Raw genomic sequence first — 21,403 nt, 5'->3', positions numbered from 1 at the left:
ATCCTGCACATACGCATTCGTATGCGGCGCTAATTGACTTAGATTTGGGAGTACCACTGCTCGAAGTGGCAGTGTTGTTGGCTTTATTTACTTGTAATTGTTTTCGTTATGAGAAAAGGGAAACTGGCGGCGCTCTAGGAACTGGTGTTTCAAATCGCACACTTAGAGCCAAATAAGCGTAGCTGTCAGAAGTCACCAAGCTCTGTCTTGAAAGTATCGGTGTCGTTGGAAGTGTATCGTGATGAAAAGTCGAGAAGTGGCTAAACGGACAAGGCTTGCCTTTGTGGCTGACCGAATTGTCGCCCTCTTCTATTTGGACCAACTCAAATCCGTTAAGCGTACATAGCGTCGCCCACACACCCATGCTGTTACCATGAGCATTGATAACAGGCATCAGCGTCACTAGCACCCAACTGAGAGCACTAGCAAATAACATCGAGCGGTAAAAAGGAATTAATCTACGCATAACGGTGACTTAACAAATTTCACACAGCGTAACCAATTCTGAGTGGTAGCTCAAAAACAGGATCAATAAGTGGTTGCTACCTCACAAGTTTTCTTGAATGCATCGATTGACAGGCGCAAAAAAGCCCGCCGAAATGGCAGGCTGATAATGTGTTCATTCATTACTTAGAGATAACACGTAACCCACTGCCACGAGCAAATGCTCCGCTCAGTAGATAATTAGCCGAACAACTTGCTCCAAATGCTTGGATTGCGCTTGCCGTGGTACTCTTCACGAAGACTATCGATTTCACGCAGTTGAGCTTTTGCTTCTTGTAGCTTGCCTGCATCAAGATCCGCTTCAATCTTATCTAGCGTTACCGTCAGCTTGTTAAAGCCTTCTAAGTAAGTATCAAACTTCTCTGGTGGGTAATTACCACGCTTAGATTGTTCAACAATCGCTTGCAAGCTATCAATCGCAGATTTCATGGTGTCAACATCAGACGCTTCCGCCGCCTGTTTGAATTCCATCTTCATCTGTTTCATGTTTTGTTTTAAATCAACCGCTTCTGCCATTGCGTATGTTGAGCCAAACGCAATCGCACACCCTAGGACTAAAGGACGTAACATTTTTCACTTCTCCATTTATAGTGCCGAATTCTGTGTCGGCTTTATTCACCCAAATAACCTACGCCATAAGAGGCGAAAAACTAGCTTAGTTGAGTATTTCCGGGTCGCAGTGTAAAGCAATCTGGCGTCGGGTGCATACCTTAAATGTAATCAAGTTTATGCGTTGAGAATGCTGTCATATTCTGCAATTGGTTTACGGCCTCTCAAAGCTAAGAAAGACAAAAACTGCTGAGCGGTGTGAGTAATCACTTTCTTGCTATCAATACCCACTTTGTCCATTAACTCTCCAACCAAATCCAGATTACCAACATCGTGACAGAAATGCGCGTCACTGCCCGTGGTGAAGAAAACACCGAGATCTTTCCCGATTTGTGCAATCTCGTGGCAACGGTCTACGCTGCCTACTCGGCTGTTGCCTTTCAGCGTGGTGTTATTAATTTCAATCGCGACATTGTGCTCTTTCGCGCACGCTAAAACGGTCTGAAAATCAAAGTCGAAATTTGGATTACCAAGATGACCGAGCGCATCAATACGACCACTCTGAATGACATTAACAAGTGCTTCCGTGTGAGTTTGCTTGTTTGCAGGACGAAAAACGGGTTCATGAAAACTCGCGATCACCCAATCTAAGTTGCGGTCCACACTCAGTGGAATATCAATGTCGCCTTCGGTATTCATAATGTTAGATTCAACGCCACGAATAATCGCAACGCCTTCAAGAAAGCGAGGCAGAATTTTCTGGTTCGAGAAGAACCAGTAATGAGGCGCACCCGGCATTGATTCTGCGTGATCGGTCGTGCAGAACATATCCAGCCCGTTCTCTTTTGCCAACTTTGCATTTTCAATCAAGGTACTGTACGCGTGACCACTTGCGTACGTATGTGTATGGGTATCAACTTTAAATTCCATCATCCACTCTCTTAGGTGCGCTATCTTGCGTGCTATTGTATACCTTCAGGCAACGCATCGTCAGCCCAAGATAAGCAAGAACCCTAAGCTTGCTCTTCACTAATGGCTTTTATCAAGGGTAAAGCTTTTTCCCATCCGTGATTAAACATGGAAACAAAGTCGTTGTGAGTATGAATGGTAACATTGAGTAGTAAACGATCGTTGTTGGTATCGATCTGGTAGATCTCTCGCGATCCGATCCACCTAGATGCTAGGTCAGCATCGAGTTGTTGACGATTATCCGGATTAAAAATGGCAACATGATGAAATTCAAGTTTTTGAAGCGGTAGCACCGTATCTATGATCACCCTTGTCCCGCCCATATCTGGATCAAAAAAAGTGATGCCACCTCCTTCTTCCCAAGCTCCTTCAAATTGAGACTGCGGTGAAAAGGCTTGTGCCCAACGTTTATACAACTCAACATCGGTTAGCACTTCCCACACTCGTTGCGGTGTCGCCGAAATTTCGACGTAATAATTTAGCGTAAGCATGATTTCTCTCCCTGAACCTTTCTTGACGCTAGCCCATACTCAGGAAAAATCAAACCACACGACCAATTTATCTACCTGCCCCCTTCATTTTCCGACAGACTAAGAAGTTCTCGCTTGTAAACCGCCACTGCGATGCGCCGTAAAACGAACCCAACATGTGTTCAGTATGATTGCGAGCACTATTAAACTCATCCCAACAATTTGACTTTGACTCATTCGGTCTTCAAAAAACAGGCTCTGCCAAACCGCAGTGAACAATAAGTTAGTAAAAATGAGTGGCGCAAGTTGAGAGCCACTGCTTGCCAGTTTATATGCTTTGGAGCGAAAAACTTGGGTGTTAATGATCATCAGAGACATCATACCGATCCACAGCGTATTTGAAGAAATCTCAGGCGCCATAACACTCATATTAAGTAACGCGTCGAAGTCATTAAACAAAGTTAGCGGCAACAGAAATACGGCAGCAAAACCAAACGCCCAAAAGTTGATTTCTAGCGGCGACATATTTGTTTTACTCACTTTATATAACGTAAGCTGAGAACCAGAATTGAAGAGTCCACCAGCCAAGCCGAGCAATAAATCCGCTCGCCATGTAATCTCACTTCCACCGCCCGCCAACATAACCACACCAGTGAACGCCATTGCTAAAGCCGCCAATGTTGAAACACGAATGCGCCCCCTCATGAACAGCTTTTCAACCAAGGGAATAAATAATGGGCCAGTAGCAAACAACACAACCCCTTCAACGAGCGTTAACGTTTGTAATGACGCGATAAAGCAAAGTTGTGACAAACCGATACAAAGAGCACGCAATAAAATAGGCTTTAGCGTGCCCGCTTTAGGAAAGGTAAGGTTTTTCACACGAAGTAAGATAAGTAAGATAAGCGCAGGCACCAAAAAACGTAAGAAGCTAAATAGTGTGACGGAAAGTTCGCCTGACAACTGCTTTGCTAACAGTCCAGTAACAGATAAGCTTAACGTAGACATCAACATGAAAAGGATAGATTTATTTACAGCATTCATTCAATACTCCTTAATATATGGAGCATTTTAAAAGACATCACTTATCGTAAATAGCGAGTAATATTAACCATTGATGTAAGAAAAACTTACAGTTTAACTTATCTATCACCAGCTACGGTTTTTAAATTATGCGGAAACTAGTCCCCTTAAAGTCCATCTACGCATTTGTTGCAGTAGCTGAGTCTGGCAGCATGACAGAAGCAGCACAGATATTAAGTGTGAGCCACTCAGCCGTAAGTCAGGCAATTAAATCGCTGGAGAGTCAAGTCAACAAGCCTCTGTTTGATCGCATAGGCAGACAAGTTCAACTCAATGCGGACGGTAAAAAGTATTACAGAAAGGTGGCACCCGCTTTAGAGCAAATTGTCGATGCAACGGAAGCACTCATCCAAGATCAGAATTTGCAACGTGTTACGCTCAATATGGTGAATTCATTGGCTCTTCACTGGTGGATTCCTCGAATGTCAGATTTACAAGGGTTTGCTCCTCAATTAGACGTTCGTTTATCAAACCTGTCTGGCAGATTCAATTTAGAACAAGAAGGTATCGACGCGGCTTTGGCGCATGGAAATCCCGAAGAATGGCAGGATTACTACTGCGAAAAGCTCAGTGAAGATGAACTGGTTTTGGTGTGCAGTCCTGAATTGATAGCGAAGACAAAGGACTCAAACATCACTCAACTCTTAAAGCAGTATCCCATCATTGAAGTTACTAACGAGCGAAGAAAAAACGACTGGAACGTGTGGCAGGATGCGACGGGTATCCAGCGACCTAAAAATAAAAAACCAATCACTTTTAACATGTCGATACAAGCCGTCCAGGCCACAACTCGTCGTTTGGGGTTATTGGTCACTCATCGCTTGTTTGTGAAGGATGACATCAAATATGGTCAGCTAATCGAGCTGGGTGAACCCGTCATTAATCCTCATCAACAGCTTTACTTTGTATGCCCGCCACACAAGCTAAAGCTTGAATCGTTTCATCTGTTGCGATCTTGGCTACAACAATCATTCAACTATTAGAAACTTTTGTTAAGCACATTCACTGAAAAACTAGTATAAAGTTAGAAGAGCACTTTTCATCCAAGGATGGTTTATGAAGCAGTATCAAATATGGCTAAGCGCACTCTGTTTTGCAGTATCTTTGAGTACGACCGCTGAAGTAGAAAATGATAACCGCCTTTCAGAACAAGGGATCTCCACGGCAATTATTGGGGGTCAGCAGGCTACCCAAAACCAACTTCCTTTTTTTGCACGTCTTATTCTACATAAAACTGGCGCTAATCAGTTTGCCAATATTTGTGGGGGAACCATTGTAAACGACCGCTTCATTTTAACTGCGGCCCACTGCGTAGAACCAAGCGTTTTTACTGATGGCTGGACAATCAACGATCTACGAGTGCTAGTCAAAAACCCTACGATGAATGACGTGTTTGTTGAAGAATTCAAAGATGTTCGCTCTATCACGATTCATCCTGATTATGTGCCTAGCGATTTATGGATTAATGACATCGCTGTCCTTGAATTGACTAGACCTATCACCGATAACGTCCAATCCATCACTTTACCGCAAGACTTTGGAGACTACAGCAGCAAGTCAGTTTATCAGATATTCGGTTTAGGTCAGACCTCAACCAATGATGAAAGCCCCCCTAACTATTTACGCTGGGCAGAAGTAAAACCCCTTACCGACACCCAATGCGCTTCGTTGGTAACAGGGTTTAACGCTCAGGAAAGTTTATGTGCGAATGGATTTCCTGAACGAAGCTACACTGGCATCTGTCGTGGTGACTCAGGCGGTCCTCTCACCTATCAAGACAATAATGGCATGTATCAGCAAATTGGCATTGTGAGCTACGGTTCTTCAGTTTGCGAATCCGCTGCGATTCCAAGTGTGTTTACCGAGATTTTGAACTATGCAACATGGATTGAGACCCAAACCAGCTCAGGTGTAAAAACCAGTTATAACGCCCTCTTAGCAAGTTCGGAAGATTATCATAGCGAAGGGGACTCTGGCTTTGAGCCTGTCGATACCAACACATCTGGCTTTGGTAACAACGGCAGCAGTGGCGGCGGTGCTCTCGGATCAGGGTTGATCATGCTTGGAGGCTGGTTTGGTTGGCTAAGACACCGCAGAAATTATTCGCGCTCCTAGTAGCGTCAACAAGACATCATAATATCTTGCGCTTAACGCGAGAGTTAATGATGTCTTCAATCATCTTTTGCTCTTTTTTCGCTTTTTCATAGTTCTGCTTAGTACGCCAACGTTCAAGCACTTTTTCTAACCCTTGAACGCGTGCGTGCTTGTGTTCTAGCGTTTTCTGTACAGATGCACATTCCGCTTGCATAACGGCTTGCTCTTGCTCGTGGTGACGAAGCATTCTTTGTAGCATTTGGTCAACACGATTAAAGTTCATCAAAGCCGCGCTCGTCAGCGTCGGGCCGGTTCGGGTTGATTGTCCAGCGTGGCCTTTCAACGCCGACAACTGTTCCAATTGCATTGAAAGATGGGAGTGACGCTGACGCATGGCATCAAGTTGTTGACCCACACGGTCACGCTGTTTTTCTTCCATTTGCTGTAACTTGCCTACGGCTTTTAACTTGGATTTCATTTCAGCCTTGTCACTCCCATTTGATTAAGCACTTTGAAAAAGCTGCGCGAGCTCGGTCAAACTGGTTGGGTAATCTACAGACTCGTTGGCAGCTTGTTGTAGATATGCACGCAAATTTGGATACATAGCAACAGATTGATCTAACTCAGGATCTTGTCCTGGTTGATAACCCCCTAATGGCAGTAACTCTTTAACCTGAAGGTAGTTGGAGTACATTTGACGGAAGTTATTCGCAATCGTGCTGTGTGCGTCCTGCGTACAAGTATTCATACAACGGCTAATAGACGCGTTGATATCTATCGCGGGATAATGCCCTTGCTCAGCCAGTTGACGCGATAAAACGACATGCCCATCTAAGATGGCGCGCGCGGAATCCACGACAGGATCTTGTTGGTCGTCTCCTTCTGCCAATACGGTGTAAATTGCCGTTAAGCTACCATGTTGATTTTCACTGTTACCCGCTCGCTCTAGGAGTTGAGGTAACACGCTGAAGACTGAGGGCGGATAACCACGAGAAGCTGGTGGCTCACCGAGCGAAAGAGCGATTTCGCGCTGTGCCATGGCGTATCGGGTTAGAGAGTCCATCAGAAGTAGAACGTCTTTGCCTTGGTCTCGGAAATACTCTGAAACGCGATGACAAAGTAGTGTCGCTCTTAACCTCATTAGCGGGGATTCATCAGCAGGAGCCGCGATAATGATCGCTTTCTTGCGCGCTTCTGGGGTTAAGTTTCTCTCGATAAACTCACGTACTTCTCTACCTCGCTCACCGATAAGCCCGACCACAATTACATCAGCCTCCGTGTTTTTGGTGATCATCCCCATTAACACACTTTTACCGACGCCACTGCCAGCCATCAAACCAATACGTTGGCCTTTGCCTACCGTCAATAGTCCATTAATAGCACGCACGCCTACGTTGAGTGGTGTATCAACTGGGCGTCGCTTCAGTGGGTTAATCGGTTTTGGTTCAAGTGAAACTCGATCACCCCCCTTAAGCGGTGCCCCATCATCTAACGGCTCACCTAAACCATTCAGTACGCGTCCTAACCACTGAGAGCTTAGCTGCACGGTACTGTCACCATCAAGAGGGATGACTTTTGCACCTGCAAACAGACCGCCTAAACGGCGGATAGGCATGAGGTAAGCAATAGTGTGTTCAAAGCCCACAACTTGCGCTTCGATCATATCGCCTTCCGCGGTTTCTACGAGACAACGCTGCTCAAGCTTAAACCGACACCCTACGGCTTGTAACATTAAGCCGTTTACTTTTATCAATCGCCCTGTTACGCGAGCAACAGGGATTGAATCGAGCGAAGCCAAGGCTTCGCTCAAACGCTCACTTAATAGTTCATGGCTTAGGGTATTACTCATGCTCAGACTCTACCTGTGGAATACTGACTTCATCCAAAAGGTGTTGCTTTACATTGTTCATACAGGCTTCCAAACGAGAGTCGCAGCTCGCATCCGCTTCTGCGTCATCAGTCACTAACTGACAGCCACCAATAGGAAGCTCCGTATTAGGGACCAGTTTCCAAGATTGCGGCAAATCAGCATTGATGTGAGTAATGCGCTCTAAATCTTGCGGATTTAAATGCACAGTTACTGTTTCCGCTTTACCAGGCATGGCAGACAATGTCTCGTCCACCAAAGCTAGGATCTGCTGAGGCATTAAAGTGAGCTCGGCACGAATCACTTGCTGAGCTACCTTTTGTACCAGTTCACAAATCATATGGCGTTGTTGCTGTTCTTTTTCATCTTGCCAACGAGAAAGGGCGTGAAAAAGTTCATTGACAGGCTTCGCCGCCTCCAAAAAGCCTTGCTTTCCAGACTGCTCACCGGAAACAAAGCCTTTTTGGAAACCTTCTTTTTGGCCTTCCAACAGACCTTGTTGCTTGCCCTGTTCGATACCTTGGCGTAAGCCTTCCTCATGTCCTTGTTGCAAACCTTGTTGAAAACCTTCTTCAAGTTGCTGTTGGATATCAATTTGAGGTTCTTGCCAGCCTTGGTTATCTAGCCCGAATTCGTCTTCGATAGTCTTAGGTTGCGCTAAAGGCGGAAAACGGTGTAAACGATACCCGCTCGGAGGCAATCGCATAGTACTTGATTTTGTCTCTAGCATGACCTTACTCCACCGTTGGCTCTTCATAGAGAAGCAGCTGAACTTCACCAGATTCATCCAGCTCACGTACCATTTGCATGATGTCTTGACGTGCTTTTTGAACTCGACTTAACGCAACAGCGCCGCGTGCGTCCATGTCATCTTCTAGCGCTTTCACCATACGTTGCGGCATTGAACGCTTAATAGCTTGTTGTAAGGTAATATCGGAACCTTTTAGCGCGACTGCCCACAACTCTAGCGGAATCTGCTGCACCAACATGTCCATAGTTTCTTCGCGTTGTCGGCCAAGAACCATAAAGTCGAACATGTTTTCTTCGATTGCATTAACAACATCTTCATCATGCAACTTCAGCATTTCCATCAATGAACCACGGTCACCTTCAAAGCGGTTAATGATATCTGCTGCTTGCTTAACACCTGATAACGGCGTGCTTTGACTCGCGGATACTTTTTCGATGCAACGCTCAACGAGTTCATGCAAATCAACGGCAACTTGATGATCGATATCTTGCAATTGAGCAATACGGAACAAGATTTCGTCATGGTAATCTTGTGGCAAGTGCTTCAATACCGCTGAAGAGCTGTCTGCTGGCAAATACGCTAGAAAAATTGCTTGCATTTGTGGGTGCTCGTTCACAATGAAACGAGCGAGAGTTTCTGCTTCCACCCACTGTAAGCGCTGCATATTGTTGCGAATTTCATCGCCATATAAGGTATTTAATAACCCTTTTGCCAAATCGTTACCCAGTGCTTTACGCAATGTATTAGATAGGTATTCCTTAGAGGCTCCTCGAATACCGCTGTGCTCACGAAAATCTTCAAAGAAAGTTTGAATAACACCACGAGCAGAATCGCTCTTAATGCCATTTAACTTCGCCATTGCACGAGTCACACGCTGGGTTTCATCACGGCTAAAGTGTTGCAAAACCTTCGCTGCGGCATCCTCGCCCATGCCTAATAGCACGAGCGCGGTTTGTTCAACATAACTAAGCGTCTGCTTTGATAGAACTGTGTTCATTGATGTTTACCCATTGTTTCAGTATTTCGGCTACGCGCTCTGGCTCTTCATTAGCAATAAGCTGTAGGTGTTTCAATTGAATTTCTAATGGCGAACCTGCTGGTGGTAGCATGTCGCTGTTTACATCTAAACCTGAAGAGGCTGAGATGCCTTTTTCAGATAGGCGGCGATCAAGTACTTCTTCATGCTCGCGTTCTTCACGCGTTTGCAAGTTTTCGTAGTCAGGTTCTTCCTGAGGCTCAGCAAAATTTAGCTCAGGCACAGGTTTATCAACGCCAGTTAGGTGCATGATTAATGGACGCAGTACGAAGAAGATCATCGCCAAGCCTAACAAGCCACCAATAACGTAACGTATTGGCTGCTGTACTGTAGGGTCTTGCCACCACGGCAGTGCAGGAGGAGCATCAATTTCGATTGGGGTGAAGTTGAAACTCATTAAACTTAAGCTGTCACCTCGTGTGGCAGAGATACCAACAGCATCCATGATCATGTTTGAGATTTGCTCTTTATCGGCTTCACTCCACGCCACACCATCTGGCGAAGCTTTGGTGTTCAACAGAACCGAGACACTAAGCTTTTCTATTTGGCCTTGTTGGTATTGAGTACGACGAACACTACTACCTACAGCATATTGACGATTCACTTCAGATCGCGCATTCGTGTTTTGGCTATCGTTCGTTTCCACTTCACCAGATCCTGTCACTGGCGGTTGGTTACTTAGAGAACCAGGAACACCCAACGCAATTTGATCAACCGAGTTGTTATGAATGGTGTGCTCATTACGCACAACCGGCGCGTTATCCAAAATTTCTTGTGTTTCTTCAACTTGGCTAAAGTCCAGATCGGCAGCGACTTGTACGCGGAAGTTACTCGGCCCCACAATCGGCGTAAGCATATCTGCTGCGCGTTGGATGATCTGTTTTTCAACACTCTTCTGGTATTCAAGATATTTCGCGTTTACTTTGCCGGCTTCCGCAGAAGCGACATCCGCACTAAGAAGACGGCCATACTGGTCAATGACAGAAACAAATTCTGGCTTCATTGCCGTGACACTGCCGACCACTAGGTTAATGATCGCTTCAACTTGTTCAGGCTTTAAGTCTTCACCAGGTTTGAGCTCAAGCATGACAGATGCTGAAGGATTCTCACTGTTTTGGCGGACGAATAGAGTTTGACGAGGTATTGCTAAATGAACACGCGCGTTCGCTACTGAGTTCAAAGACATGATAGTACGTACTAACTCACCTTCTAAACCATGACGATAACGCGCTGTTTCCATAAATTGGCTCGTACCAAGAGAGCTATCTTCCTTGAGCGAATCCAAACCTGTCGGCAGCTTAGCTTTAACACCTTTTGATGCAAGCAACATGCGCACCTTCGCAACCTCACCTTCTGGTACAAGAACTTGTCCATTTTGCTCTTGCATGCGGTAGCTTACGCCTTCGCTTTCTAATACCGACACAATTTCGCCGATATCAAAACGCTCTTGCTGGCTATAGAGCGGACGAAAGCTCTGCGAGGAACTCCATAGTGCAACCACAATAATCGCTGCAACAATCGCAGCTAACACCGCAGATAGCACTAAGTTTCTCTGACTGCTAGACCAGATTTGCTTCAGCTTCGTTGTCACATCGTCCATGCCGTTGGCAGTAGAAAATGTCTGTGCTGTGCCGGTAGCCATAGCTGTGTTTCCGGCGACTTGGGGGGTTAGTTCTGACATGAATTACACCGGCATCTTCATAATATCTTCAAATGAGGTCACGACTTTGTTGCGCACTTGCATCAAAGCATTAAAGGACAAGCTGGCTTTTTGGCTCGCGACCATTGCACCAACTAGGTCATCACTTTTTCCTGTTTCTACGGCCGTCATTTTTTGACTAGCCACTGATTGATGTTGATTCACTGTATCCAACACATTTGTCATCGCTTGTGAGAACGATAAAGGTGCGTTTAGTGATTGTTGATCTAAAGGATTTGCACTCACGATAAACTCTGGCGGCTGCACTTGTGCCTGCATCGCCTGCATTTTTGACAACATAAGTTGCTCTGCCGAGACCGCATGAGTAGGTTGACTTGCCATCTATTTTTTCTCCTATTAGGCAGCCGAGCCTAGTGCCGACTGTAAATCAATACCATGTTCTCGCATTGCTGCGAGCTTGTAGCGTAGCGCTCGAGTAGAGACTCCAAGCGCGTTTGCGGTTTTCGTTCGGTTTCCACCAAACTGACGTAACTTTTCCAAAATAAACTGATATTCAGCTTGCTTCTTCGCTTCTACATGACCAAAACTTGCAGTTGGCTCTGCTGTAGGAACTGACGCGACAAGCTCAATAGGCAGCATCAGGTCATGGGCTGTAATGTAATCACCATGACGCATGACCAAAGCGCGTTGAATGACATTTTCCAACTCACGAATATTGCCCGGCCAGTGATACTGACTCAGCGCACTAATCGCATCTTGGGATAGGTGACAGCGGCTGCTATCTTGATACTTTTCAATAAAGAATTGGCTAATTGGTAGAATGTCCTCTTTTCTTTCACGCAAAGGCGGCCAGTGCAGAGGCAGCACATCTAATCGATAATAAAGATCTTCACGGAACGTGCCTTTTTGAACTTCCTCACGTAAGTCTTTGTTGGTTGCCGCAATAACACGAATATCGAGCTGAACGGCTTTATGGCTACCAACACGTTCTACTTCACGCTCTTGAAGGACGCGTAACAATTTCGCTTGAACCGCAGGTGACATTTCACCAATCTCGTCAAGCAGAATCGTCCCGCCATTTGCTTCTTCAAACTTACCGCTTTGAGAATTTGTCGCTCCGGTGAACGCGCCTTTTACATGACCGAATAGAACAGCCTCTAACATTGACTCTGGAATGGCGGCACAGTTAACCGCCACAAATGGACCATTGATACGCGGAGAGTGCTCATGCACATATCGCGCCAGCACTTCTTTACCCGTTCCCGATTCACCTGTAATAAGCACACTCGCGTTAGTACATGCTGCACGATGCGCCAATTGCAGAACTTGTTTGCTTCTCCAAGACTCCGCAACAATGTTGGCCATTGGCTTACCTAACGCTTCAACACGTTTAAGCAGATTAACCAACTGATTAGATTCAAATGGGCGTAATAGATAATCAGTAGCGCCCGCTTTCATCGTCTCAGCAGCCAAGATGCCTTGTTCTTGGTCGACAATCGCAATAACAACACCCGAATTTCGCTGCTTTTGGTGACACGCGACAAACTCACGAACACACATATCCGGCAGCGTAGAGCTCACTAAAGTGATTTCTGCTCGCTCTTCAAGCAAAGCGCCTCGACCAGTACGAGTGTGTTTCGCGGTGTAACCTGCATTTTGCAACACATCCAATACTGGTTGAGCAAGAGCTTCATTTGGCTCAACCAACAAAATTTTCGTTTTCGTCATCATTGAACCTTAACTTTCGTTTGTTGATTTTGTGATTGTAGATCTGGGTGGTGTTTCGCAGCCGTATACTCGTTGTCCCTCACTAAACGCAGGGTGACACGTCGGTTTTTTGCTTGGCCATTAACCGAGTTATTGCTGGCAATTGGGTAACGTGAACCATGAGCTCGTGTTTCGATCATCGACTCGTCGACCCCAAGCTCAATCAAAGCATTGGTGACTTGCTCTGCTCGAGTACGTGACACAGAAAGGTTCGTTAAACTTGAACCAACGTTATCGGTGTGACCGTCGATGAGGATTTTGGTCACTCGATCATCCACAGATACATAGCTATACAGCGCTTCTAGTGTTGCTTTCTGTCCACGACTTAACGTCTTCTGACCAAACTCAAATGAGAGCGCCATATCCCTTGCCTCTGAAAAAGACAATTTAGGCAATCGCGCGCGACACGCATTAAATGATTTCAATGCGTTTTGAATTTGAAGAGTAGGAATCACAATCTCTGAAACAGAGGAAGCATTACTTCCTTTAAGTGACAGCGTCACCCAACTACCCGAAGCAATTGAATCCATGAATTCTTCAGCGCCTTTATTAAAGATGAAACGCTGAGACGGCTTAGTAAATTCAAGGGAGCCAAATTCTTTTCTATAAAGCTCATCACTCCAAGGAGCATTTTGAGTTGTTAAAGCAATCGTTTTCCATTTATTGTTTTCATATTCTATATCGGAAATAAAATAGAATTTATTATTAGGTTCCGCTAGGAAATAAAACTTCCCATAGTCATTATTTGATTGCAACAGGTTGCATTTGAATTTATTTCCCTCATATGTCCATTTAGAGAGGTCCATAGGGATTGTTAAGACTTCTTCTGAATATGACACTTTTGAAAAAATAAAACTGATAACAATAATTGTGTTACAAATTATCAAACGGACATGATTCATGTATATCTTACATTCCCATGACTTAAACCGTTTAATTAAATATGCCACCAAGCCGAGAGAACTGGCATAGCTAATCATTTTAATTACCTATTCTGAATATTAAAATTGGTTACAAAACGCTCAAGAGAGCACGCTTAGCCTCCAACGGAAGCTTTAAGCATAAAAAACAGTATCTTATAATTTATTTATTTGAAGTTGTTGTTACGCCATAAAGGCAATTTAAAAAATCTATAACAACTAAAACGCTCAACATTGTTATTTTATTTATTAAGCGATTTATAAAGAAAACTAACTCTTTTTAAATTTCATTAAAAGATTATGACTATATGAACAAAGCAACATGTGAACTAAAGTCACAATCTTAGAGTTTGGAGCTAAAAGATCATTAAAATTTCTGTGTAGACTACACGCCATTAAGTTAAAACACTTTCGATTGTTAACGCACGGTAAAATATAAATGGAAAATAGAGTTAGCGAGCCTATTTCTGATAGTCAACTACTTGATGTAGAATTATTAGGCAAACCTATTCATATCATTCGTGAGAAGCTCGATAATTTAATTTCAGAATCTTGCTCAAACCTTACGACTGAATTACAAAATTGGCTCAGCACAGGAAAAGTGGAAGCTAGCTTAACCTCAGTAGACTTGCACCGCTTTACATCGGTTGAGATGGACAAAGAACAAACGTCGACCTATCAACATCAGGAAGGCGGCATGGTATTCATCCATGGTAACCCTCACACGCTCATAAAGTTGGCTGATAGATTTTATGGTGCAAGTGCAGAGCGCTCAGCCGCTACTCTGACGGCCAGTGACTTACGTTTACAAGAGCGCATCAGTCGAATCATCATCGGTTGGCTTGCTCCTGGTGAAATGTGGGACACGGGTGAGTATGAGACCCCTAGAGGTATTGGCATTAACGTTCAATTAAACATTGCGTTTGACGATCATCAAGGCTCAATTCATCTCAAGCTAGATGGTCATCTTATTCAAACGCTAATCGAGCAGCTTGAACTGCAGCCTGATACCGATTTGTTTCAACCTTTCTGTCGTTCTTTAGAGACGACCCCCGTTCGACTGAACGTTGTTCTAAGTAAAAAGAAGATGCCTTTAAGTGATGTGGTTGGCTTACAACCCAACGATATTTTACCTATTGAGCTTCTTAACACGGTTCCAGTAAGCATTGGCAACCAATCTCTATTTACAGGTCGTATTGCCGAGCAAGACGGCCAACTTGTTTTGATCTTTAACCCTGATAAGGAACCGCAGCGATGAGCGAAGCGCTAGAAACTAATGCATTCGACGCAGAAGAACTGAACTTTGATGATTTTCAATTAGAAGACTTTGAAGCCGAAGATACGCTCCAACAAGAACCAGCCACTGCGGAACGTGACCTTAGCTTTTTCAAAAGCATTCCTGTCACAGTCACGCTGGAAGTTGCGAGTAAGGAGATCCCACTTGGGGACTTAATGAAAGCGGGTGAAGGCACGGTTATCGAGTTGGAAAAGCTCAATGGCGAGCCTTTAGACGTGAAAGTAAACGGTTCTCTTATGGGCCACGCTGAAGTTGTCGTTGTCAATGATAAGTATGGACTTCGTCTGATCGATGTACATGACTCTGCATTGAGTGGCGTTGGTCAATAATCTTAGGTAGGCATCACAATGAAAAATCTGAGCGCTTGGCACCGTTGGTTACCTCTTTTGGTATTGGTGTCACTTTTGTTTGCTTTCCCAACAATGGCGGCTGACAACGGCTTAACTATCTTGTCCGTTTCTGATGGCGACACACAACAAGAATACAGCGTTAAACTGCAAATTCTGTTGTTGATGACGGCGCTCAGTTTTCTTCCAGCATTTATTTTGATGGCGACGAGCTTTACTCGAATTGTCGTTGTCCTTGCGATTTTGCGCCAAGCTCTTGGTCTTCAACAAAGCCCACCTAACAGAGTGTTGGTCGGGATCGCTCTCGCATTGACGTTACTGATTATGCGCCCTGTCTGGAGCGATATTTATGAAAATGCGTTTCAGCCATACGACAACGGCGAAATCACGCTAATACAGGCTTTTTCTGTTGCAGAGAAACCAGTGAGAGAGTTCATGCTGGCACAGACGCACCAAAGCTCTCTTGAACAAATGTTACGTATTGCCAATGAGCCTCTCGACCAAAACGTTGAGGATATTTCATTTGCCGTTGTCTTGCCTGCATTTGTCATTAGTGAACTAAAAACCGCCTTCCAAATTGGTTTTATGCTTTTCATCCCGTTTTTGGTCATCGACTTGGTTGTCGCCAGTGTCCTGATGGCAATGGGTATGATGATGCTATCACCTTTGATTGTCTCACTTCCCTTTAAGTTGGTGGTATTTGTACTCGTGGATGGTTGGGCAATGACAGTTGGCACCTTATCTGCCAGCTTCGGTTAACTAGGAGCAGTTATGACCCCAGAACTAACCGTAACGTTATTTTCCGATGCAGTATGGCTGATCATTTTGATGGTTGCCGTATTGGTTGTTCCAGGCTTAATTGTCGGTTTGTGTATCGCCGTATTTCAGGCTGCCACACAAATCAACGAGCAAACACTCAGCTTTTTGCCACGTTTGCTCGTTACCTTACTAATGGTGATTTTTGCAGGTCACTGGATGCTACGTAAGATCATGGAACTGTTTGATTTCTTGTTCCACAACATACCAGGGATGATTGGCTAATGGCCATCACATTTGCAGAGCTCTCGGCGATACTCGGTCAACTCTGGTGGCCGTTTTTTCGTGTGGGAGCCGTATTTATTTCAATGCCTTTCTTTGGTGATGCGATTATTCCTGTTTGGGTTCGTACTTTACTGGCCCTCTCGATCGTTGTCATTACTGGACCGTTAATGCCACCCATGCCACAAGTCGAGTTATTCTCTATGACTTCCCTGTTCCTTGCTTTTGAGCAAGCTATTTGGGGAGTAATGTTTGGGTTAATTTTGCACATGCTCTTTAACGTTTTCACCATGCTTGGCCAGGTGATTTCTCTGCAAATGGGCTTAGGTATGGCGATGATGAATGATCCTATTAACGGGCTTTCTGTCGCCATTTTGGGACGCATATTTCTGATTTTCTCAACCTTGTTGTTCCTCGCGCTAGAAGGACACTTACTCGTCATAGATATCGTGATTCAAAGCTTTGTTGTTTGGCCAGTCGGATCTGGTATCACATCGCTTTCTCTGCAAGGTGTTGTCAATATTTTCGGTTGGATGTTTGCCTCTTCACTCGCTTTGGCTTTGCCCGCTATTGTTTCCATGCTTCTAGCCAACATCAGTTTTGGTGTAATGAACCGAGCCGCACCATCACTTAATGTCTATGCGTTAGGTTTTCCTATGACGATGCTGCTGGGTCTATTCAGCGTATTAATCTCAGTTTCTGGTGTTCCTGGTCGCTACACGGCGCTCGTTCACGACACCATTAGACACTTGAGTAACTTTATGTTGGGGGGAGCATGAGCGATCAATCTTCTCAAGACAAAACTGAAAAAGCCTCACCGCAGAAGGTAAAGAAAGCCCGCCAGGAAGGACAAATTCCTCGCGCGAAAGAGTTTACTACTGCGGTAATATTTCTAGCGGTGGCGCTCTACTTTTACTCTCAGCTTAATAGTATTTGGGAAAGCATGTCGGGTATCTTTCGCTACAACATGATGCTGACACGAGCCGACCTAGAAAACCCTAAACAACTTGTCGAGCAATTGGGACAAAGTTTAGCGGTCATCATCGACATGCTATTACCATTGTTTACCGTCATTATTATCGTGACCTGTGGTAGTAGCCTTGTGTTAGGCGGTTGGATGTTCCGTCCAGCGAACGTGATGCCAAAGCTGAGCAAAATTAATCCTTTGAGCGGGATAAAGCGCATTTTTTCGACCCGCTCAGTGGTTGAGCTCTTAAAGTCGACGTTCAAAGTAGCCGTCATCTTCGGCATCTTATATGGCTACTTAGACAACCACTTACAGCCATTACTTGGCATGCAAAATCTCCCGCTCAGCCAAGGTTTTTCTCTAGTAATGTCAATTCTGTTTGAAGGCTTACTCTTAATGGGCTTTGCATTGTTGTTATTTGGGGTTATCGACATTCCTTATCAGCGTTGGGAACACCTAAAAGAACTCCGCATGACGAAACAAGAATTGAAAGAGGAATTTAAAAATAATGAAGGTCGTCCGGAAGTAAAGCAACGTATTCGTCAAATACAGCAACAGTTTGCGCGCCGTAAGATCGATAAAATGGTGCCGACGGCTGACGTGATCATCACAAACCCAACGCACTACGCAGTCGCACTGAAGTACGAGCCTTCGCTTTCTGACGCGCCCTTTGTCGTCGCAAAAGGTGTAGACGAAACCGCTATGCACATTCAACGTATCGCCCGAGAAAACAAAGTGGAAATCATTAACTCCCCGCCACTTACCCGTTCGATTTATCACACGACGGCGATTGAACAAGCAATCCCAAGCCAACTGTACATCGCAGTGGCACATATTCTTACTTACGTTTTGCAATTGAAAGCCTTTCGTAAAGGTGAGGGGAAAGAGCCAATTCCTTTACCTCATTTTTCGATTCCAAAACATTTGCAGCACTGATTAACCCGCGTTTATCCAAGGACACGAAAGTATGCTTAACCGGTTAAAACAACTTCAAACATCAACCAAAGGCTACGTTGGCATTCCAATCGTCTTGCTAATGATATTAGCAATGGTGATTCTTCCTTTGCCTCCTCTGCTACTGGATGCGCTGTTTACCTTTAATATCGTCTTAGCAATCCTAGTATTGCTGGTCAGCACAACCGCAAAGCGACCATTAGATTTCTCTGTTTTTCCAACTATTTTGCTGGTCGCAACATTATTACGTCTCACATTGAACGTGGCTTCTACGCGAATTGTACTCCTAGAAGGACATAATGGTGGTGACGCAGCGGGTAAGGTCATTCAAGCATTCGGTGAAGTCGTCATTGGCGGTAACTACGTCGTTGGTATGGTGGTTTTCGTCATCTTGATGATCATCAACTTCGTCGTAATCACCAAAGGTGGTGAACGTATTTCTGAGGTTTCAGCCCGCTTTACGTTGGATGCTTTACCAGGCAAACAAATGGCAATTGATGCCGACTTAAACGCTGGCCTTATCGATCAGGAAACGGCTCGCTTACGCCGTAAAGAAGTAGCCAACGAAGCCGATTTTCATGGTTCGATGGATGGTGCATCAAAGTTTGTGCGTGGCGATGCCATCGCAGGTTTGTTGATTCTGTTTATCAATATCATTGGTGGTATCAGTATTGGTGTCTTCGAGCATGGACTCGCTGCGTCTGACGCCTTTAAAACTTATGCCCTACTCACAATCGGTGATGGTCTAGTTGCTCAAATTCCTTCACTACTATTGGCAACGGCTGCCGCGATTATCGTTACGCGAATTAATGATAGCGATAATGGCATGTCGGAAACCATGCAAAAGCAATTACTGGCAACTCCTGCAACGCTATTTACTGTCGCAGGTATTATGGCGGTAATCGGTATGGTACCGGGTATGCCACACCTAGCCTTTTTTGCGTTTGCTGGCGCATTAGCGTTCGCAGGGTGGCGTCAAACCAAGAAGCCAGTGCAAGACTCCCAGATTGAAGAGGTCGAAGCACTTTCACAAGCAATGCAAGACGATGATACACCGCTGACATGGGATGATATTCCTCACGTCCAAACATTATCACTTGCGCTTGGTTACCGACTCGTCCATCTAGTCAACAAAGAACAAGGAGCTCCTTTATCACAACGTATCCGCGGTGTGCGTCGAAACCTTTCTGAACAAGTTGGCTTTTTATTACCTGAAGTTCGTATTCGTGACAACCTGAGCCTCAAGCCAAACCAATACACAATTTCTCTAAATGGCGAAGTCATTGAGCAAGGTTTTATTGAACCAGAGCGTTTAATGGCGATAGCGGTTGGCGAAACTTACGGTGAGGTAGATGGCATTTTGGGTAGCGATCCTGCTTATCAGTTGCCAGCTGTGTGGATTGAGCATCAAGATAAAGCAAAAGCACTTAATATGGGTTACCAAGTTGTCGACGATGGCACTGTTATAGCCACTCATATTAGTAAAATCATGAAGACAAACCTTGCAGAATTGTTTACGCACGACGATGTGGAAGCAATAACCCAGCGTTTGACACAACAAGCCCCGAAACTAGCAGAAGCATTAGCAGCAGCACTTAATCCAGCACAGCAGCTGAAAGTATATCGTCAGCTTTTATTGGACCAAGTGCCACTAAAAGATATTCGCACGATTGCCAACACAATGTTGGAATCCGCGGAAAATACAAAGGACCCGATCCTACTTGCATCTGATGTGCGCTGTGCACTAAAGCGTACGCTTGTTAACTTAATTGCAGGACAAAAGAACGAGTTAAATGTCTACGCACTGTCTGATGAGCTAGAACAAATGCTACTAACTTCACTGCAACAAGCACAATCTTCTGGTACGGTAACACTAGATAGCTTCCCAATTGAGCCAAACATTCTTGGTCAGTTCCAACAAAACTTGCCATTGATCAGACAACAGCTTAAGCAACAGGGGCTACCTCCGATCCTTCTCGTTATGCCACAGCTGCGCCCTCTTCTAGCGCGTTACGCTCGTACATTTACACAAGGGCTGGCAGTATTGTCTTACAACGAAATCCCAGAAAACAAACAAATCAATGTGGTAGGAAACCTTGGTTAATCTTATTTCAACACATGCGATGTACGAACATTTGGTTGGTCTCGCAGTACAACATATCGTCACGGATGACGATCAATTAGTCTTTGATGCTTTAAAACACAATGATGTCCAACACGCATGCCAAGCAATTAGGGAAGCTCAATCAGGGGAAGTAGAATTCCAACACCTGACGTTGAGATTTGGTATGCGTGGAGAACAAAGTGTCTATCAATTCAAACTCTCTGAACAAATGCAGTACTGCCTGGATTTGTTCAGTCTTTACCTTGCACTAAGACAAACACAATTTCAGTTAGAAGCCTTTCACCACGACTTGATTAGTAATGTTGTCGTGCCGATTCGCGTGGATGCATTACTGTGGGAGCCTGGGGTTTATTTTCTCGAACAGACGATTCAATTCCACTCTTCTGCTTTTCAACATGTGATTCCTTCTCTTCAAGCTGATGAAACGTTATGTGATCGTGATAAAGTCGCCACACTCACCAAAAAGTTAAAAGAGAATGCATATTCACTTTGGTTTGAAGTCGCGACATCGCAAGTGAACTTCGAGCGCGTCGCAGACTTTAGTCCCGATATGATCAAATTGTCAGTCACACTAGAGGATAAAGAAGAAAGACACGCTTTCCTACCTATTGCTAAGTTCTTAAGAAAGCATAAATATACTTGGGTTGCCGGACGTGTAGCGAGTCAAACGGAACTTAACCGTTATCGTTTATTGGGTGCCAGTTATTATTTTGGTTATTTCAGCGATATCCCAACCTCTCTCTCCTTTCAGTCTTTTGATGAGGAATAGTTGAAACTCAACCATTTATATTTAAAACAGCACGATTTATTCGTGCTGTTTTTTTTATTTATAACGGATAACCACAAGATCATTGGGCAATAGTTCCTTTAACTTAACTAATAAATTTAGGCTTATATGATGATTTTCCCGGTTTTCATGGAATACAAATCACTAAAAATCATCAATTTTTATCTTTTTTAGAAATTTTTTAATTTTCAAATTAATCATTAAAGCCGACCGACCGC

23 protein-coding genes are annotated in these 21,403 nt (G+C 44.5%); 10 read left to right on the top strand and 13 right to left on the bottom strand.

The window, feature by feature from the left end; translation table 11 throughout:
• Positions 1-106: 106 nt before the first annotated feature.
• The 5 genes from R7F07_RS07755 to R7F07_RS07735 all read right to left on the bottom strand — a co-directional run bounded on the left by R7F07_RS07755 (position 107) and on the right by R7F07_RS07735 (position 3,536).
• Positions 107-466: a hypothetical protein gene (locus R7F07_RS07755; RefSeq protein ID WP_080276971.1), complete on the bottom strand. Its 360-nt coding sequence runs from the start codon at positions 464-466 to the stop codon at positions 107-109.
• Positions 467-684: 218 nt separating this feature from the next.
• Positions 685-1,074 (bottom strand): cytochrome b562, encoded by a 390-nt coding sequence (locus tag R7F07_RS07750; RefSeq protein ID WP_064369619.1) that lies wholly within the window; start codon positions 1,072-1,074, stop codon positions 685-687.
• A gap of 156 nt (positions 1,075-1,230) precedes the next feature.
• Complete coding sequence (locus tag R7F07_RS07745; RefSeq protein WP_005375066.1) at positions 1,231-1,983, bottom strand: phosphatase; 753 nt, start codon at positions 1,981-1,983, stop codon at positions 1,231-1,233.
• 83 nt (positions 1,984-2,066) lie between these two features.
• Entirely contained in the window at positions 2,067-2,513 is a 447-nt protein-coding gene (locus R7F07_RS07740) for an SRPBCC family protein (protein ID WP_053307933.1), read from the bottom strand.
• A gap of 99 nt (positions 2,514-2,612) precedes the next feature.
• Positions 2,613-3,536, bottom strand: coding sequence for a DMT family transporter (locus R7F07_RS07735; protein ID WP_053307934.1), 924 nt, complete (start codon positions 3,534-3,536; stop codon positions 2,613-2,615).
• Positions 3,537-3,664: 128 nt separating this feature from the next.
• On the opposite strand from R7F07_RS07735, the gene R7F07_RS07730 reads away from it, so the two are divergent.
• Both R7F07_RS07730 and R7F07_RS07725 read left to right on the top strand, forming a co-directional pair.
• Positions 3,665-4,558 carry a LysR substrate-binding domain-containing protein gene (locus R7F07_RS07730; RefSeq protein ID WP_171342455.1) on the top strand — a complete coding sequence of 298 codons (894 nt, stop codon included), beginning with the start codon at positions 3,665-3,667 and terminating at the stop codon, positions 4,556-4,558.
• A 73-nt stretch (positions 4,559-4,631) separates the two neighbouring features.
• Positions 4,632-5,690 (top strand): S1 family peptidase, encoded by a 1,059-nt coding sequence (locus tag R7F07_RS07725; RefSeq protein ID WP_025768593.1) that lies wholly within the window; start codon positions 4,632-4,634, stop codon positions 5,688-5,690.
• A 16-nt stretch (positions 5,691-5,706) separates the two neighbouring features.
• Here R7F07_RS07725 and fliJ read toward each other — a convergent pair whose 3' ends face one another.
• The 8 genes from fliJ to R7F07_RS07685 are packed head-to-tail and all read right to left on the bottom strand — an operon-like array spanning position 5,707 to position 13,730.
• Positions 5,707-6,147, bottom strand: coding sequence for a flagellar export protein FliJ (fliJ, locus tag R7F07_RS07720; protein WP_005384016.1), 441 nt, complete (start codon positions 6,145-6,147; stop codon positions 5,707-5,709).
• 24 nt (positions 6,148-6,171) lie between these two features.
• Positions 6,172-7,518, bottom strand: coding sequence for a flagellar protein export ATPase FliI (gene fliI, locus R7F07_RS07715; RefSeq protein WP_005375057.1), 1,347 nt, complete (start codon positions 7,516-7,518; stop codon positions 6,172-6,174).
• Complete coding sequence (fliH, locus tag R7F07_RS07710) at positions 7,511-8,266, bottom strand: flagellar assembly protein FliH (RefSeq protein ID WP_171342454.1); 756 nt, start codon at positions 8,264-8,266, stop codon at positions 7,511-7,513. Before fliH ends, fliI begins: the two co-directional genes overlap by 8 nt.
• A 4-nt stretch (positions 8,267-8,270) precedes the next feature.
• Positions 8,271-9,284 carry a flagellar motor switch protein FliG gene (locus R7F07_RS07705; protein WP_005375048.1) on the bottom strand — a complete coding sequence of 338 codons (1,014 nt, stop codon included), beginning with the start codon at positions 9,282-9,284 and terminating at the stop codon, positions 8,271-8,273.
• Positions 9,253-11,004, bottom strand: coding sequence for a flagellar basal-body MS-ring/collar protein FliF (fliF, locus tag R7F07_RS07700; protein WP_171342453.1), 1,752 nt, complete (start codon positions 11,002-11,004; stop codon positions 9,253-9,255). The genes R7F07_RS07705 and fliF overlap by 32 nt, the downstream gene beginning before the upstream one ends.
• A gap of 3 nt (positions 11,005-11,007) precedes the next feature.
• Positions 11,008-11,364 carry a flagellar hook-basal body complex protein FliE gene (gene fliE / locus R7F07_RS07695; protein WP_005375045.1) on the bottom strand — a complete coding sequence of 119 codons (357 nt, stop codon included), beginning with the start codon at positions 11,362-11,364 and terminating at the stop codon, positions 11,008-11,010.
• Positions 11,365-11,379: 15 nt separating this feature from the next.
• A complete protein-coding gene (locus R7F07_RS07690; protein ID WP_017820535.1) occupies positions 11,380-12,711 on the bottom strand; it encodes a sigma-54 interaction domain-containing protein in 1,332 nt (443 codons plus the stop codon).
• Positions 12,711-13,730 carry an OmpA family protein gene (locus tag R7F07_RS07685; RefSeq protein WP_064369617.1) on the bottom strand — a complete coding sequence of 340 codons (1,020 nt, stop codon included), beginning with the start codon at positions 13,728-13,730 and terminating at the stop codon, positions 12,711-12,713. The genes R7F07_RS07690 and R7F07_RS07685 overlap by 1 nt, the downstream gene beginning before the upstream one ends.
• Before the next feature lie 379 nt (positions 13,731-14,109).
• Between R7F07_RS07685 and R7F07_RS07680 the strand changes: the two genes are divergently transcribed.
• From R7F07_RS07680 to R7F07_RS07645, 8 genes are read left to right on the top strand one after another with little or no spacing between them, the layout of a single operon-like run.
• Positions 14,110-14,928, top strand: a complete 819-nt coding sequence (locus tag R7F07_RS07680) for a FliM/FliN family flagellar motor switch protein (RefSeq protein ID WP_005375039.1) — start codon at positions 14,110-14,112, stop codon at positions 14,926-14,928.
• The gene (gene fliN, locus R7F07_RS07675) at positions 14,925-15,296 is read left to right on the top strand and encodes a flagellar motor switch protein FliN (RefSeq protein WP_005375038.1); all 372 of its coding nucleotides are present in this window, start codon (positions 14,925-14,927) and stop codon (positions 15,294-15,296) included. Before R7F07_RS07680 ends, fliN begins: the two co-directional genes overlap by 4 nt.
• An 18-nt stretch (positions 15,297-15,314) precedes the next feature.
• Complete coding sequence (fliP, locus tag R7F07_RS07670; protein ID WP_005375037.1) at positions 15,315-16,073, top strand: flagellar type III secretion system pore protein FliP; 759 nt, start codon at positions 15,315-15,317, stop codon at positions 16,071-16,073.
• A gap of 12 nt (positions 16,074-16,085) precedes the next feature.
• Positions 16,086-16,355: a flagellar biosynthesis protein FliQ gene (gene fliQ, locus R7F07_RS07665; RefSeq protein ID WP_005375036.1), complete on the top strand. Its 270-nt coding sequence runs from the start codon at positions 16,086-16,088 to the stop codon at positions 16,353-16,355.
• On the top strand, positions 16,355-17,131 hold the full coding sequence (fliR, locus tag R7F07_RS07660; RefSeq protein ID WP_005375027.1) for a flagellar biosynthetic protein FliR: 777 nt from the start codon (positions 16,355-16,357) through the stop codon (positions 17,129-17,131). The genes fliQ and fliR overlap by 1 nt, the downstream gene beginning before the upstream one ends.
• Positions 17,128-18,255: a flagellar biosynthesis protein FlhB gene (gene flhB, locus R7F07_RS07655; protein ID WP_005375025.1), complete on the top strand. Its 1,128-nt coding sequence runs from the start codon at positions 17,128-17,130 to the stop codon at positions 18,253-18,255. Before fliR ends, flhB begins: the two co-directional genes overlap by 4 nt.
• 31 nt (positions 18,256-18,286) lie before the next feature.
• Complete coding sequence (gene flhA, locus R7F07_RS07650; protein ID WP_005375024.1) at positions 18,287-20,377, top strand: flagellar biosynthesis protein FlhA; 2,091 nt, start codon at positions 18,287-18,289, stop codon at positions 20,375-20,377.
• 19 nt (positions 20,378-20,396) lie between these two features.
• The gene (locus R7F07_RS07645) at positions 20,397-21,167 is read left to right on the top strand and encodes an EAL domain-containing protein (protein WP_005375023.1); all 771 of its coding nucleotides are present in this window, start codon (positions 20,397-20,399) and stop codon (positions 21,165-21,167) included.
• Positions 21,168-21,403 lie beyond the last annotated feature (236 nt).

Origin of the sequence: Vibrio sp. YT-16 (assembly GCF_033337405.1) — a bacterium.
GTDB classification, from domain to species: Bacteria; Pseudomonadota; Gammaproteobacteria; order Enterobacterales; family Vibrionaceae; genus Vibrio; species Vibrio alginolyticus.
Note: the sequence above shows the minus strand (reverse complement) of the source record. Positions and strands in the feature narration are given on the sequence as shown.

Excerpts from the sequence above, each read along its gene's own strand:
- R7F07_RS07740 (WP_053307933.1), bottom strand. The coding sequence starts at position 2,513 with ATGCTTACGCTAAATTATTACGTCGAAATTTCGGCGACACCGCAACGA.
- R7F07_RS07645 (WP_005375023.1), top strand. The coding sequence starts at position 20,397 with ATGTACGAACATTTGGTTGGTCTCGCAGTACAACATATCGTCACGGAT.
- R7F07_RS07755 (WP_080276971.1), bottom strand. The coding sequence starts at position 466 with ATGCGTAGATTAATTCCTTTTTACCGCTCGATGTTATTTGCTAGTGCT.
- fliP (WP_005375037.1), top strand. The coding sequence starts at position 15,315 with ATGAAAAATCTGAGCGCTTGGCACCGTTGGTTACCTCTTTTGGTATTG.
- fliJ (WP_005384016.1), bottom strand. The coding sequence starts at position 6,147 with ATGAAATCCAAGTTAAAAGCCGTAGGCAAGTTACAGCAAATGGAAGAA.
- R7F07_RS07685 (WP_064369617.1), bottom strand. The coding sequence starts at position 13,730 with ATGATTAGCTATGCCAGTTCTCTCGGCTTGGTGGCATATTTAATTAAA.
- R7F07_RS07725 (WP_025768593.1), top strand. The coding sequence starts at position 4,632 with ATGAAGCAGTATCAAATATGGCTAAGCGCACTCTGTTTTGCAGTATCT.
- fliF (WP_171342453.1), bottom strand. The coding sequence starts at position 11,004 with ATGTCAGAACTAACCCCCCAAGTCGCCGGAAACACAGCTATGGCTACC.
- fliE (WP_005375045.1), bottom strand. The coding sequence starts at position 11,364 with ATGGCAAGTCAACCTACTCATGCGGTCTCGGCAGAGCAACTTATGTTG.
- flhB (WP_005375025.1), top strand. The coding sequence starts at position 17,128 with ATGAGCGATCAATCTTCTCAAGACAAAACTGAAAAAGCCTCACCGCAG.
- fliI (WP_005375057.1), bottom strand. The coding sequence starts at position 7,518 with ATGAGTAATACCCTAAGCCATGAACTATTAAGTGAGCGTTTGAGCGAA.
- R7F07_RS07750 (WP_064369619.1), bottom strand. The coding sequence starts at position 1,074 with ATGTTACGTCCTTTAGTCCTAGGGTGTGCGATTGCGTTTGGCTCAACA.
- fliH (WP_171342454.1), bottom strand. The coding sequence starts at position 8,266 with ATGCTAGAGACAAAATCAAGTACTATGCGATTGCCTCCGAGCGGGTAT.
- fliR (WP_005375027.1), top strand. The coding sequence starts at position 16,355 with ATGGCCATCACATTTGCAGAGCTCTCGGCGATACTCGGTCAACTCTGG.
- R7F07_RS07690 (WP_017820535.1), bottom strand. The coding sequence starts at position 12,711 with ATGACGAAAACGAAAATTTTGTTGGTTGAGCCAAATGAAGCTCTTGCT.
- R7F07_RS07705 (WP_005375048.1), bottom strand. The coding sequence starts at position 9,284 with ATGAACACAGTTCTATCAAAGCAGACGCTTAGTTATGTTGAACAAACC.
- R7F07_RS07730 (WP_171342455.1), top strand. The coding sequence starts at position 3,665 with ATGCGGAAACTAGTCCCCTTAAAGTCCATCTACGCATTTGTTGCAGTA.
- fliN (WP_005375038.1), top strand. The coding sequence starts at position 14,925 with ATGAGCGAAGCGCTAGAAACTAATGCATTCGACGCAGAAGAACTGAAC.
- R7F07_RS07745 (WP_005375066.1), bottom strand. The coding sequence starts at position 1,983 with ATGGAATTTAAAGTTGATACCCATACACATACGTACGCAAGTGGTCAC.
- R7F07_RS07680 (WP_005375039.1), top strand. The coding sequence starts at position 14,110 with ATGGAAAATAGAGTTAGCGAGCCTATTTCTGATAGTCAACTACTTGAT.
- R7F07_RS07735 (WP_053307934.1), bottom strand. The coding sequence starts at position 3,536 with ATGAATGCTGTAAATAAATCTATCCTTTTCATGTTGATGTCTACGTTA.
- flhA (WP_005375024.1), top strand. The coding sequence starts at position 18,287 with ATGCTTAACCGGTTAAAACAACTTCAAACATCAACCAAAGGCTACGTT.
- fliQ (WP_005375036.1), top strand. The coding sequence starts at position 16,086 with ATGACCCCAGAACTAACCGTAACGTTATTTTCCGATGCAGTATGGCTG.